This is a genomic window from Amycolatopsis orientalis DSM 43388, assembly GCF_000411975.1.
Classification (GTDB): Bacteria; Actinomycetota; Actinomycetes; order Mycobacteriales; family Pseudonocardiaceae; genus Amycolatopsis; species Amycolatopsis orientalis_D.
Map to the genome: position 1 here is coordinate 42,277 of NZ_ASXG01000092.1, position 13,323 is coordinate 55,599.

Consider the following 13,323-nt stretch of genomic DNA (forward strand, 5'->3'; position numbering starts at 1 on the left):
CCGAACCGATCGGCACTCCATTGACCGCGCGATGATCGCTACAGCACGGGCTCGTCGGCACCGGAATCGTTGCGGCACCGCCACGACGAGCCGAGATCGGGACAATCGTCCATATCGGACGGTGAACGTCTGCCCAGCGGATCCTCCGTGCCGGTCAGTCGCGCTCGAGCGCCGAGACCACCTCCGACACCGGGCGCAAGTGCTGGTTGAGGATCTTCAGCGCCTCCTCGGCGTCGTGCGCGTCCAGCGCCGCTACGAGCGCGCGGTGCTCGGCGTCGATCACCGGCAGCCGCTCCGGCCGGGCTTCCATCGCCCGGACCGCGACCCGCTGCTGGCGGGACCGCAGGGTGTCGTACAGCTCGGTCAGCACCGTGTTGCCCGCCGCGTTGACGATCGCCCGGTGGAACGAGCGGTCCAGCCCGGACACCGCGAACCAGTCGCGTGCTTTCCCGGCGCGTTCCATCTCCTCGATCAGGCCGGCCATCTCGGCGGGCGCGCCCGCCCGGGCCGCGCAGACCTCGGCGATCGCGTGCCCCTCGATCAGCCTGCGGCTCTGGTAGACCTCCTCCAGCTCGCGCGCGGTGACGGTGCGGACCTGCGCGCCTTTGCGCGGCAGCAGGCTGATGAAGCGCTCCGCTTCCAGCCGGTGGAACGCCTCGCGGACCGGGGTCCGGGACACCCCGACGACGCCCGAAACCCAGTGCTCGTCCAGGAACCGCCCGCCTTCGAGCTCGCCCGCGATGATCCCGTCGCGCAGCCAGGCGTACACGCGCTCGCGGGCCGGGCCGGACGGTGCGCTGGTGGTCATGCCTCTCCCCTCGGTCGAGAGCCAGCTTAGCCGCTGGACCGACAGATATCCATCGTGTATACACGGTGCACACACCGAGCTCCCGATTCGAGCGCGCAGGAGGTTCCCCCGATGTCCCCAGCCCCCGCCGACCGGCGCTACGCCGTCTGGCTTTCCGACCCGTCGTTCGCGGCCGCCGAGATCGCCCGCGGAATCGGCTACGGCGCCGCCGTCCTCGACATCGAGCACGGCGCGTTCGACCTGGCCGACCTCGAGCGGTTCGTCCCGTTCCTGCGCGGGCTCGGCCTCGAGGTGCTCGCCAAGGTCCTCGGCCCGGAGCGCGGCCCGATCCAGCAGGCCCTCGACTTCGGCGCCGACGCGGTGGTGATCCCGCACGTCGAGAACGCGGCGCACGCGAAGGCGGTGACGGCGTTCGCGAAGTTCCCGCCGCTGGGCGACCGCAGTTTCGCCGGCGGCCGCACGACCGGCTACCGGGGCTTCACCGACGAATGGGTCGCCGCGCAGGACCGCGGCACCCGCTGCCTGCCGATGATCGAGGACGCCGGTGCGCTCGAGGACATCGCCGAGATCCTCGCGCTGGACACCGTGGACGGCGTCTTCGTCGGGCCTTCGGACCTCTCCCTGCGCCGCGAGCGGGGCGCTTACACCCGCGAGGAAGGCGATTTCGCCGATCTCAAGCGCGTCGCCGACGCCGCCCGAGCGGCCGGGAAGCCGTGGATCCTGCCCGCGTGGAGCCAGGAGGAGAAGGAGTTCGCGCTCGCCCACGGCGCCGGCCAGCTCGCCCTCACCATGCAGCACGGCGCGCTCGCCGCCGGCCTCGCCGCCGCCTTCGAGGAGACCGTGTCGCTCGCCGAGCGGGCGCGATGACGACCGCGCAGCGAACCAGGACCCGCACCGCGGGCCGCACCCGCTGGGCGATCGCCGGCGTGCTCGGAGTCGGGTCGTTCGTCAACTACGTCGACCGCGTCAACCTCTCCATCGCCGGGCCGGAGATGATGCGCGAGTTCCACCTGTCCGCGGCCCAGCTCGGCGTGGTCGCCTCGGCGTTCCTCTGGACGTACGCGGTGCTGCAGCTGCCGATCGGCGCGATCATCGACCGGATCGGCGTCCGCTGGGTGAACCGCGCGGCCGCCCTGCTGTGGACGATCGCGTCGTTCCTGACCGCGTCGGCCGGCGGCCTCGGCCTGCTCATGGCGTCGCGGCTGGTGCTCGGCTTCGGCGAGGCGCCGACCATCCCGGCGGGGTGGAAGGCGATCGGCCAGTGGTTCCCCCGGTCCGAGCGCGGCCGGGCGACCGCGATCTTCGACGGCTGCGCCAAGGTGTCCAACGTTCTCGGCATTCCCCTGATGGCGTTTCTCGTCACGGCCTACAGCTGGCACGCCGCGTTCGTCTTCACCGGCCTCCTGAGCGTCGGCTACCTCGTCGTCTGGTGGCTGCTCTACTTGACACCGAAACAAGCACTGGCGCGCGGGCGGCTGTCCGCCGCGGAGTTCGACTATCTCCGCGAAGGCGGCGCGGACGACGAAGACGCGCCGGCGCCGAACTCTCTCGCCGGGCTGGGGCACCTGCTGCGCCGCCGCAAGACGTGGGGTCTCGCGCTCGGGTACGCGTCCTACACCTACGCCTACTACGTGCTGCTGACCTGGCTGCCCGGCTACCTGGAAAAGCAGTTCGGCGTGAAGCTGCTGGCCGGCGGCTTCTACACGATGATCCCGTGGCTGGTCGCGGTGCTCGCGCAGTTCCTCGTCGGCGGGATGGTGCTGGACCGGCTGATCGCCCGCACCGGCGACGAGACCAAGGCGCGGCGGATCGTGCTCGTCGTCAGCATGCTGGTCTCGCTGTCGGTCGCCGGCGCCGCCTACGCCGGATCGGTCGCCGCGGCGCTGGTGTTCCTGTCGATCGGCGCCGCCGGGCTCGCGGTGTCGGTGCCCGCCGGGTCGAGCATCGTCGCGGTCATCGCGCCGGAAGGCTGCTCGGGAACGCTCGGCGGGCTGGTCAACTTCGTGGCCAACCTGATCGGCATCGCCGCGCCGATCGTGACCGGCGCGGTCGTGGACGTGACCGGTTCGTTCGCCGGCGCTTTCCTCGTCACCGGCGTCGTGCTGCTCGCCGGGATCTTCTGCTACACCGTCGTGCTCGGCAAACTCGACCGCATGCCCGCCGCTCCCCGGAAGGAAATCGCATGACCCACGTCGCCTTGGCGCAATACGCGCCCGGAGAAGACAAGGCCGCGAACCGCACGCTGATCGCGAAACTGGCCGGCGACGCGGCCGACCGCGGCGCCCGCGTGGTGGTGCTGCCGGAATACGCGATGTTCACCGTCCCGGCGATGGACCAGCGGTTCGTCGACTCCGCCGAGGCGCTCGACGGCCCGTTCGTCACGAGCCTGCGCACGCTCGCCCAGGACCGCGGGATCACGATCGTCGGCGGCATGAACGAGCGCCTCGACGGCTCGCGGATCTCCAACACCCTGGTCGCGGCCGGACCGGACGGCGTCACGGCGGTGTACCGCAAGATCCACCTGTACGACGCCTTCGGCTTCCGCGAATCCGACGTCGTCCGCGCGGGCGAGATCGCCGACCCGGAGACGTTCGAGGTCGACGGCCTCCGCTTCGGCCTGCAGACCTGTTACGACCTGCGCTTCCCCGAGGTCACCCGGCGGCTGGCGGACGCGGGCGCGGACGTCGTGCTGCTGCCGGCGGAATGGGTGCCCGGGCCGATGAAGGAATACCACTGGAGCACGCTCGTCCGCGCCCGCGCGATCGAGAACACGCTCTACGTCGCCGCGACCGGCCAGCCCACGCCGACCGGGTCCGGAACCAGCATGCTCGTCGACCCGATGGGCGTCGTCGTCACCTCGCTCGGCGAGCAGACCGGCGTCGCGGTCGGCGAGGTGTCGCGGGAACGGATCGCCGAGGTACGAGCGAAGAACCCGGCGCTGGAACTCCGGCGGTTCTCGGTAGTGCCGCGCTAGGCACCGTCTCGATCGGCCCCGATTTCGGTGCCTGGCGTCCTGCGTGGTCGTTGTCTACCCACGACCACGCAGGGCGCATCAGCTCGTCGATAAAGATGCTTCCTCAACAGACCGCGGATTTGTGACTGGGGAGATCCCTGCGCGGCAGTGCCCGCTAGGGCAGACGGCGGTCGATCCAGCGCAGCACCGCACCGACCGCGGCCCGCCGGTGCCAGCCGTTGCGGATCACCGCGGCCCGAACCGACTGGATCCCGCCACGCACCAGCGCCGCCGGCGAAGGATGCCGCTCGTCGAACCGCTGGACCGCCCGGCGCCGCAGCCACCGCGCGCACCGCAGGCACACCCCGACCTCCGGATGACTGCCCAACCGCACCAGCTCCGCCTCCGGAAACGCACCGCCGCAACACCAGCACCCCGCCTCCGAGACCCGCTCCCGCTCAGGCTGCACCGACACCGCGACCACCTCCGCACGACACCGAGCCCCCGCCGCGACCAGCATCCCACGCTCAGCAGCCACCGCCCCAGGCAAACCTTCCGGCCCCGGCCGATACCCGGAACTCAGCGCCGCCCGGACGTCGTGCTGCACCAACCAAAAGCCGGTCGCCGACGTGGTCATAGGCCGCAACCGCGGACCCGCCATGCTCGGCGACCCTCCGGACGGAGCCTCCGCCCCGCACCTTCCAGTCACGACGCCGTGCGAGCCGAGCGCGACCCTCCCGGCTGGACAGCGCAGACGTGGCGCGCCACACTTCAGCGCATGCCTCCCCCGGGGTTCCACTCGGTGACACCGCGCATGGTCGTCAGCGACACGGCCGCAGCAGTGGAATTCCTGCGCGCGACGTTCGGCGCCACCGGCGAGACGAACGTCGACCGTCCGGCCGAGGTCCAGATCGGCGACTCGCTCGTCATGGTGTCGACTGCGGGCGAGCGCGAAGCTTTCCCCGCGTTCCTCTACGTCTACGTCGACGACGCCGATACGACCTACCGACGGGCGTTGACCGCTGGGGCAACAACCATCGAGGAGCCCGTCGACACCCCGTACGGCGATCGCCGGGCGATGGTCCGCGACCCGTTCGGCAACGTCTACCAGGTAGCCACCCGGCGGAGCGAAAACGCGCACTGAAGCTCGGTTGCGAGCGAGTCCGCTGGCGACCAAGCCTTGCAATGGGCGGGCGAGACCAGCAGGACCTCGCAGCGCACCACGGCACAAAACCGTGCACAGAAGCCGAATTCCGGCTCGTGCGCCCAGTCGTCATGGCCTGGACGGGGGTCGCGGCCAGCACGCCCACGCAACTACGAGGCCGACCGTAGACGACTTCGTGGCGCGCGCTTCGCACGACGTGGAGACGTGAGCCCGATACCTCCGTCAGTGGCGTCGCGCCGCAGCTTTCCGCGTCACGCCAACCTTTTGGACCGGCCAAGCCCGCGCACCGTCTAGGTCCGGAGCTGCCTGAGTCGCTGCGGGGAAAGACCGTCGCCAGAAATGCGTCAGCGACCAGACTCGCCAGGTGCTCGGCCGCCTCAGCTCCTCATACCTTCCCCACCTCACGTCAGCCATTCTGCCCGCCACTCGCGCCGACACGACGAGCGATCCGCCGCCCATCGGGAGATACGCATTACGCGAGGCAATCCCGGTCCGGCGGACCTCGCGACCGGTTCTCGCGTACCAAGTCCGGCCGGCAACCAGTTCGTCAGGTCGAGCGCGGAGAAACCCCCATGGCGCAGTCCGCGCCCGCCTTGACGTCGATTTCGATCCGGGGCCACGGAACCGCTCGAATCCGGACCGAGATCGAAACCTCCCGATCCGGGAAGGCCGAAACCTTCGCCAGCAAAGCCATCGCCGCCCGACTGGACAGCGCGAGCACCGTCGGCACAGCCACGACAATGAGGACAGCCAACCAGATCCAGCCCGAAGACAGCGAAGCCACGACATCCGCTCCTTGACCGTCTGAGGATCAGAATCCCCCACCCCAGCGGGACGGCCCTCCGCCGACGTCCACCTTACCGGTGCCAGGCACCGACGTCATCGCCCGTTCGCCGCACACACCGCGACAATCCGCCAAGACCGAGCAGCGACTTGTTCCGGCAGGTTCTCAGCTGCCGTGCGGTACCGGGGACGGGCTGACAGCCTTCCGCGCTGAATCCGCCAGCCGCACTATCCACAGTGGACGCAGGCCGTTTCCGCCCCCGGTCGTCAGCGGTCGTCCCCGGGATGCGCGGGCAAGTCCCCACGGTGGTTGCCGGGACCTCGGCGGAACCGGCGGACGAGGGCGACCGTGACGGCAACGGCGGGCGGGAGCAGGAGGTGCCAGCCGGCGAACGGCACGGTCACCAGGAGAAGCGCGACCGCGACCAGTGCGACGGCCCGTCGCGTTCCCGTGAACAGCCGTACCGCGGCGGCGGTGCCCAGCAGGTAGGTCGCGAGCACGAGGACCGAGGGAACGAACACGATGTCGTCGGTTCCCCAGGCGAAGACCGCGGCGCCGGCCAGCCCGCCGCCCCCGATCGCGGCGACCGCGAGGACCGCCGCCGCCGGGGCGTCCTGGCGGTTGCGGCGGGTCAGGATCCGGGGTGCCCAGCCGTCGCGCCCCAAGGCGAAACCGAGCCGGGAGACCGACGCGACGAAGGCGTTGGTCGTGCCGAGGCAGATGACGAGCGCGGCCACCGCGACCGCGCCGATCGCGGAGAACCCGAGCCCGCGTTCGATGATCGCGCCCAGCGAAATGCGGTCCAGCGCGGGGTCGCCGTAGGAATCGGTGCCGACGACCGCGAAGGCGACGCCGAGATACAGCGCGGTGACGATCAGGATGGTCAGCAGCGTCGCGGCCGGCAGGGTGCGCTTGACGTCGCGGAACTCGGCCGAAAGGTGCGCGATCGCCTCCCAGCCGGCGAAGGCGAAGAAGAGCACGACCACGGCCTGCCCGGCGCCCGCGGCACCGTGCGGGGCGAACGAGGCGAAGTTCTCGGCCCGGATCTGCGGAAGCGCGATGAGGATCACCGAGACGAGGATCAGCGCGACGCCGACCGCGAGCCCGATCTGCACCCTCGCGCCGAGCTTGAGGCCGAGCAGATTCGCCGCGACCGCGACCGCGAGCACCCCCGCGGCGATGAGCGGCGCCCAGCGCTGGTCCAGGCCGAGCGCACCCGCGACGTAGTACCCGGCGGTCAGCGGCACGATGGTCTGCCCCACCGAACCGGCGATGAAGTACCACCACCCGGCAATCCCCCCGGCCGAGACGCCGAACGCCCGGGACGCGAAGGTCGCGACCCCGCCCGCGTCCGGGAAACGCGACGCCAGCGCCGCGAAGGTGAACGCGAGCGGAAGCCCGATCAGCGCGCTGAACCCCCAGGCAAGCAGCGACGCGGGCCCGGCCAGCGACGCGGCCTGCCCGGGCAGCACCAGCACTCCGGCGCCGAGGATCGCGCACACGTACAACGCGACCCCCTGGCCGATCCCGATCGTCGTCCTGCCGGTCTCCGGCACAGTCTCGTTCTCGGTTGTCACCGCCCCATCCCAGGCGATCCGCGCGCGCCCGGCGAGTGTCATGATAGCCATCATGCGCAAAAAAACAGACGCGCATCGGGTCGCTCTCGCGGTGCTGCCCGGTGCCCCGATCTTCGAGCTCGCGGTGCCGTGCGAGGTGTTCGGGATCCCCCGCCCCGAACTCGTCGATCCGTGGTACGAGTTCCGGTTGTGCGCCACCGAACCCGGTGCGGTGATCGCCGGCGGATTCGCCGCCACCACTCCCCACGGACTCGACGAACTCGTCGCCGCGGACACCGTCGTCGTGCCCGCCTGCGCGAACGTCCACGCCCGGCAACCCGGCGACCTCGTCGAGGCCGTCCGCGAAGCCCGCCGCCGCGGCGCGAGGCTCGCCGCGATCTGCTCCGGCGCGTTCGTGCTGGCCCAAGCGGGGCTCCTCGACGGCCGGCACGCGACGACCCACTGGATGCACGCCGAAGAACTCCGCCGCCGGTACCCGAAGGTCGACCTCGACGCGACGGTGATCTACGCCGAGGACGACCGCATCCACACCTCCGCGGGCACGGCAGCCGGAATCGACCTGTGCCTCGAACTCGTCCGGCAGGACCACGGAACCGCGATCGCGAACGCCCTCGCCCGCCGCATGGTGACCCCGCCGCACCGAGCCGCCGACCAGGCCCAGTACATGCTCGCCCCGGTCCAGCCCCCGACGAGCTCGCCGCTCAGCGACGTCGCCGAGTGGGCCGTGCGGCACCTCGCCGAACCGATCCGGCTCCGCGATCTCGCGGCACGCGCGCACCTCAGCGAGCGGCAGCTCACCCGTCGTTTCCTCGACGCATTCGGCCGGACGCCCGGGGATTGGCTGACCCGCGAACGCATCCGGCGAGCGCAGGAACTGCTCGAAACCACCGAGCTCACCATCGACACCGTCGCGAGCGAAAGCGGATTCGGCACCGCGGCGGGCCTCCGCGCGGCCTTCGCGAAACACCTCCACACCTCGCCCAGCGACTACCGCGCCGCCTGGGCGGCCTGACCTGACGTTGAGCGCATCCGGTGTGCAGGACGCCGATTCGGCGCGGCCAGGATCGGCGCCGGTCGAGTACCGCGCGCCAAAGGCTGGCGTCAGGGCGTCTCGGCGGACGCGTCCGATGCCGGTGGCGGCGGAAACTGTTGTCCGGCAAGCGGGGTGGTCACGCGGACGCGGGGCGCGTCCGACCAAGGCGGCAAATACACCGCCGCCCAATACGGCACCCTCGCCGACGACCTGGCGGTGCGTTTTTCGTTGAGAAGCAAGGGAAATAGCCCGCAGGCTTCGCTGATGGCCCGACCACGCCTCGACGACCCTGCCCGTCAAAACGGGTCAGCTCCACGACTTGATGTTGGCTAGGCTCCCCGTCTGGTCGGTTTTCTGGTGCCCAGGAGGGGCCCTGCCGAACATCCAGTTTCCCTCGCCCGTGCATCGCAGGGTCCTCGACGAAATCCTGGCTGAGCTAAGAGCAGATCCGGGCGTGCGCGGAGTGCTGCTGAGCGGTTCGGCGGCCCGCGGCACCGCGCGAGCCGACTCCGACTTCGACCTGCTGGTGGTCGCCGCCGAAGAGGACTGCACCTCCGCATGGCGCTCCCGCACTCGCCCGCTGCCCGTCGACTTCCTTGTGCACACCGCGGACCACTGGCGCGAGCACTTCTCCCCCAGCCGAGTCGGCGACGAGTCCTGGGGCTATGCGTTTCTGGACGGCGTCGTCCTCCACGATCCGGAAAGCGTCGTTGCCCGCCGACGTGCCGACCCGGTCGAGACCGGCTGGGCGGCAGCAGCGATGACCAACGATCTGCTCCGCACTGCCTGGGCCGCCGACAACTTGCCCAACCCCTCCCTCGACCTGGGCACCGTGCAGCGGCATCTGGACGACCTCGCCGTTCCCGACGGCGTCCCCTCCCCAATCCGTGCCATCCTCCGCGCAGCGCCGAAAGAGGCATTGCGCCGGCAACTTGAGCTGATCACCGCACTCGAAGCTCACCTCGGGAACCCGTGAGCCGATACCGGCGGTTTCAACGGAACACCCGGGAATTCGCACCGGTCCGAGTGGACGTAGTGACGGTACGTCCTCGGCTCACGCGGCCATCAGGCACATCACCATCGCCATCGCCAGGTTCCCCGGATCCCGCAGCGGGCGGCGGATTTCCAGTGCCAGCTTCCCGGCCAGCCAGCAGCCGGCGAGCGGCGGCGACCCGCCGGGCATTCCGGGCATCGGCATGGCCAGCGCCAGCACTGCCATGCCGGCCAGGTCGTACGCGCCGTGCCAGCGCAGCGCTGCGGTCTCCTCGGTGCGGGCCACCCAGATCGCGGCTCCGGCGAGCGTCACGAACCACACCGGCGGCGACAGCGGCGCGATCGGCGCCAGCTGCAGGGCCAGCATGGCGACGGCCATCACCGCGTGCGGGACGTGCCGTCGCCATGCCGAGCCCGGAAACCAGGCCAAGTCACTCGTCATGGCAGCAGTGCGACGAGGTGCTCGGCGGGACGTCGAGCGTCGGGTTCCGGTCGAAGAAACCGACCGGCTTCAACGTGAACCCGGCGTAGTCCACCGGCATCACCGGCCAGTCCTCCGGACGTGGGAAGTGCGTGAGCCCGAAGGTGTGCCACAGCACGATGTCCTCGCCGTCCACGTTACGGTCCGCCGCCGTCCACGCCGGGAGTCCCCCGCCGCCGGGGTGCTGGTTGACGAAATCGCCCGCGGGGTAACGCTCCGCGGCCGCGTACGGCGTCACCCACAGGTGCCGGGTCGCGAAGTTCGCACGCGCGTGGACCACCGACGATTCGTCCGCCAGCAGTGTCGGCTGGCCCTGCGGGTACAGGGCGTAGGCGACGTTGCGGCCCAACCGGTTCTGCCGTTCCGGGTTCACGATCTGCCACACTCGCGCCCGGCCCTGGTCGGCGTTTCGCCGCGCCTCCGATTCGGTGTGCAGCCGGGTGCGGCGTTCGGTGAACGCGTTGCCGTGCGGGTTGCCCGGGCCGACCGGGACGGCGGCCGCTTCGACTTCGTCGACCGCGTTGCGCGGACCGTCGACCATCATGTCCAGCCGGGCGGAGAACAGGTGCTGGTGGTACGGCGCGCCCAAGCCGGGCGCGACTTCGCTGGCGTATGGGTGGCCGTCCTCCGGGTAAGCCGAGGTGAACACGACGCCGGTCGCCTTGGCCTCGCATTCGATGGTGCCGTCGAGGTAGAGGTACCAGTAGAAGCCGTAGTCGTAGTTGCCGATCGTGGTGAAGAACGACACCACCATCCGCCGCTGCCGGCGGGTTTCCTGCGAGCCGGCGAAGAGATCGCTGTGCTTCCACAGCACGCCGTAGTCCTCCTCGTGCAGGCAGATCGCGTTGCGGATGACCTGCGGCTGCAACTGGTCGTCGGCGATGACGGCGTCGAGATATTTGATCTCGCCCAGACAGTCGCAGCCCAGTTCGAGCGAGTTGGCGTAGCGGGCGAACATGTACTCGCCGCAGTCGAAGTAGTTCTGCCAGAACCGGACCGGCGACGGATCGGCGTAGGGCACGACCATCTCCGCGATCGACGCGCGGTACACGATCGGCCGGCCGTCGAACGAAATCTGGTGCAGAGTCAGCCCTTCCCGTTCGTTGAATCCGATCCGCAGCTCGAAGTTCTCCCAGCGCAGCAGGCCGTCCTCGACGGTGAAGCTCACCCCGTCGGGCTGGGTGATCTCGATCGGCTTCAGCGTGGTGCGAGCCGGCCCGGTCTGGGCCGGGTCGTCGAAGTTGCCCGGTTCCCGCGGCACCGGATGACGGCGGTGGTCGAGCACCTCCATGACCTCGTGCGTGGTCAGGTCGACGTAGGCGACCAGACCGTCGACCGGATGCGCCCACGGGTGGTCCTTTTCGTGCTCCTGCCAGAAACCGAGCGCTCGCACGACGCGCCGCCCAGCCTCCCGCGGGAAATACGCACCGGCGGACAGCGGGACTACCCGCACCTGGTCCGGATCGAGCCCGCGTCCGGTCAGCGCGGCGCGCCATTCCTCGTGCCCGGCAAGGATTTCCTCGATCAGCTCGAATTCGGTGTCGATGATCGGCAGCTGGCCGTCGCGGCGCTGGTCCAGCTCCACCACTGCGTCCACAGTGGACCGCGTGACGGAAACGACGACGTCGCGTGACGCACCGGTCGGCAGGTCGAGCAGCAGCACCCGGAAGCGGCGGTCGGCCGGGTCTCCCGCGAGCACGGCGGACTTTTCCGGTTCTTCCGGCCCGAAGAAGCAGCAGCGCACGGTCTCCGGCAGCAGCCCGGCGCCGGCGAGGATCCGCCGGACCGCGTGCACCTCCTCTTCGCGGACCGGGTGCAGCGGGTGGCCGGAGAGTTCGACGGCGGGTTCGGTGACGGTCATGACGGATACTCCTGTCGTGGTCAGGCGGGCAGAGTGACGAGAAGGTGGCGGCGGGCCAGCGAAAGACCGGTGCCGAGGGCGAAAGCGGCGACCAGGATCAGCCCGATCCCCGCGGCCAGTTCGCCGGAACCCCCAATCAGCGTCGGGAAGTTCGCGACGGTCAGCGCCAGCGCGGCGAGCAAGCCGACCAGGCCGAGCGACGGCGCGACGACGGTGTTCCAGCGCCGGCGGTCGAGCGACGTGCGGCGGAAGAACACCAGGACCGCCAGGCAGGTCAACGCCATCAGCGCGAGCACGCCCAGCGTCGCGGTCCCGGCCATCCACGAGAACACCTGCGTGACCGGGTCCATCTTCGCCAGCGCGAACACCGCGATCAGCACGAGCGCACTCGCCGACTGCGCCACCGAAGCGACGTGCGGGGAACCGTGCCGCGCGTGGCTTCGGCCGCACCTGCTCGGCAGCGCACCGGCGTTGCCGAGAGAGAACGTGTAGCGCGCGATGACGTTGTGGAAGGACAACAGCGCGGCGAACAAGCTGGTGACCAACAGGATCTGGACGAGGTCGCCGCCCGCCGCGCCGAGGTAGCGGCTGACCGAGGCGATCAGCATGCCGCCGGGGTTCTGGTTCGCCTGCGTCACGGCGTCGGCGTCGCCCCACGCGGAGACGAGCGACCAGCTGGAGAGCGTGTAGAAACCGCCGATCAGCAGCAGCGCGAGGTAGGTCGCGCGCGGCACCGTCCGCTCCGGGCGGCGCGCTTCGGAACGGTAGACCGCGGTGGCCTCGAAGCCGAGGAAACTCGCGATGGCGAACATGATCCCGATGCCGAGCGAGCCGGAGCCGACCTGGGACGGCTGCAGCAAAGCGGTCGACAGGCCGTGCGCGCCGCCGCGGACGTTCACCACGGCGTCGAAGACCAGCACGATGCCGACCTCGCAGACCAGCAGGACGCCGAGGACCTTCCCGGACAGTTCGATGTGCCGGTACCCGAGTGCGGACACGAGCCCGAGCGCCGCGACCGCGTACAGCCACCACGGCAGCGCCGGTCCGCCGTACTGCGCGACGAGACCGGAGAGCGTCGCGCCGAGGTAGCCGTAGACGGAGAGTTGCACGGCGGTGTAGGTGACCAGCGCCAGGAACGCCGAGCCGAGGCCCGTGCTGCGGCCGAGTCCTTTGTGGATGTAGGTGTAGAAAGCCCCCGCGTTCGGCACGTGCCGGGTCATCGCGCAGAATCCGACGGCGAACAACAGCAGAACCGCGCAGCACAGCACGAAGGTGGCGGGGAAACCCGCGCCGTCGCCCTGTGCGATGCCGAGCGGCACCGCGCCGGCGATGACGGTGAGCGGCGCGGCGGCGGCCACGACCATGAACACGATGGAGCCGACGCCGAGCCTGCCGGACAGGGTTCGCGGCTCGGCGGCCGGCGGAGCGGGGGCGGTGGTTCGCGAGGGGTCCATCTCTGCCTCCTGCGGCGGTGGGGATGGGAGACGACGGTCGCCTTTGCGCCGCCGGGGTTCAACGGCCGGCGCGGGCCGCCGGGAAAACCGGGTCCGGCGTTCTCGTTCCGGCGCTCCTCCCGCCCGGGCGTTCCCGGGCCGCGAGAAGACCGCGCCGGGAATTCTCATTCGAGCTCGCGAGCCTGTGCCGGCGGCCCGGACGCGGGTTATCGTT

13 protein-coding genes are annotated in these 13,323 nt (G+C 70.6%); 6 read left to right on the top strand and 7 right to left on the bottom strand.

The genetic code is table 11. The features are described 5' to 3' along the window. Positions 1-154: 154 nt before the first annotated feature. Entirely contained in the window at positions 155-808 is a 654-nt protein-coding gene (locus L942_RS17965) for a GntR family transcriptional regulator (RefSeq protein WP_037361773.1), read from the bottom strand. Positions 809-919: 111 nt separating this feature from the next. Between L942_RS17965 and L942_RS17970 the strand changes: the two genes are divergently transcribed. From L942_RS17970 to L942_RS17980, 3 genes are read left to right on the top strand one after another with little or no spacing between them, the layout of a single operon-like run. Continuing rightward, on the top strand, positions 920-1,675 hold the full coding sequence (locus L942_RS17970) for an HpcH/HpaI aldolase family protein (protein ID WP_037361775.1): 756 nt from the start codon (positions 920-922) through the stop codon (positions 1,673-1,675). Continuing rightward, a complete protein-coding gene (locus tag L942_RS17975) occupies positions 1,672-2,994 on the top strand; it encodes an MFS transporter (protein WP_051166068.1) in 1,323 nt (440 codons plus the stop codon). Before L942_RS17970 ends, L942_RS17975 begins: the two co-directional genes overlap by 4 nt. Continuing rightward, entirely contained in the window at positions 2,991-3,782 is a 792-nt protein-coding gene (locus L942_RS17980; RefSeq protein WP_037361777.1) for a carbon-nitrogen hydrolase family protein, read from the top strand. The genes L942_RS17975 and L942_RS17980 overlap by 4 nt, the downstream gene beginning before the upstream one ends. A 154-nt stretch (positions 3,783-3,936) precedes the next feature. Here the strand turns inward: L942_RS17980 and L942_RS17985 are convergent, their stop codons facing one another. Further along, positions 3,937-4,299, bottom strand: coding sequence for a hypothetical protein (locus L942_RS17985; RefSeq protein WP_235079221.1), 363 nt, complete (start codon positions 4,297-4,299; stop codon positions 3,937-3,939). A gap of 240 nt (positions 4,300-4,539) precedes the next feature. Between L942_RS17985 and L942_RS17990 the strand changes: the two genes are divergently transcribed. Then, complete coding sequence (locus tag L942_RS17990; RefSeq protein WP_037361779.1) at positions 4,540-4,905, top strand: VOC family protein; 366 nt, start codon at positions 4,540-4,542, stop codon at positions 4,903-4,905. A 568-nt stretch (positions 4,906-5,473) separates the two neighbouring features. Here L942_RS17990 and L942_RS17995 read toward each other — a convergent pair. Both L942_RS17995 and L942_RS18000 read right to left on the bottom strand, forming a co-directional pair. After that, positions 5,474-5,710 carry a hypothetical protein gene (locus L942_RS17995; protein ID WP_037361781.1) on the bottom strand — a complete coding sequence of 79 codons (237 nt, stop codon included), beginning with the start codon at positions 5,708-5,710 and terminating at the stop codon, positions 5,474-5,476. A 266-nt stretch (positions 5,711-5,976) separates the two neighbouring features. Further along, on the bottom strand, positions 5,977-7,329 hold the full coding sequence (locus tag L942_RS18000) for an APC family permease (protein WP_200862853.1): 1,353 nt from the start codon (positions 7,327-7,329) through the stop codon (positions 5,977-5,979). Between the two features lie 10 nt (positions 7,330-7,339). On the opposite strand from L942_RS18000, the gene L942_RS18005 reads away from it, so the two are divergent. Both L942_RS18005 and L942_RS18010 read left to right on the top strand, forming a co-directional pair. Then, positions 7,340-8,299, top strand: a complete 960-nt coding sequence (locus tag L942_RS18005) for a GlxA family transcriptional regulator (RefSeq protein ID WP_037361782.1) — start codon at positions 7,340-7,342, stop codon at positions 8,297-8,299. Between the two features lie 421 nt (positions 8,300-8,720). After that, positions 8,721-9,296 (top strand): nucleotidyltransferase domain-containing protein, encoded by a 576-nt coding sequence (locus L942_RS18010; RefSeq protein ID WP_200862854.1) that lies wholly within the window; start codon positions 8,721-8,723, stop codon positions 9,294-9,296. Positions 9,297-9,374: 78 nt separating this feature from the next. On the opposite strand, the gene L942_RS18015 is transcribed toward L942_RS18010, so the two are convergent. The 3 genes from L942_RS18015 to L942_RS18025 are packed head-to-tail and all read right to left on the bottom strand — an operon-like array spanning position 9,375 to position 13,109. Beyond that, positions 9,375-9,755, bottom strand: coding sequence for a hypothetical protein (locus tag L942_RS18015; RefSeq protein WP_158684487.1), 381 nt, complete (start codon positions 9,753-9,755; stop codon positions 9,375-9,377). Continuing rightward, positions 9,745-11,655, bottom strand: coding sequence for a primary-amine oxidase (locus L942_RS18020; RefSeq protein ID WP_037361787.1), 1,911 nt, complete (start codon positions 11,653-11,655; stop codon positions 9,745-9,747). Before L942_RS18020 ends, L942_RS18015 begins: the two co-directional genes overlap by 11 nt. 20 nt (positions 11,656-11,675) lie before the next feature. Further along, on the bottom strand, positions 11,676-13,109 hold the full coding sequence (locus L942_RS18025) for an APC family permease (protein ID WP_037361788.1): 1,434 nt from the start codon (positions 13,107-13,109) through the stop codon (positions 11,676-11,678). Positions 13,110-13,323: the final 214 nt, after the last annotated feature.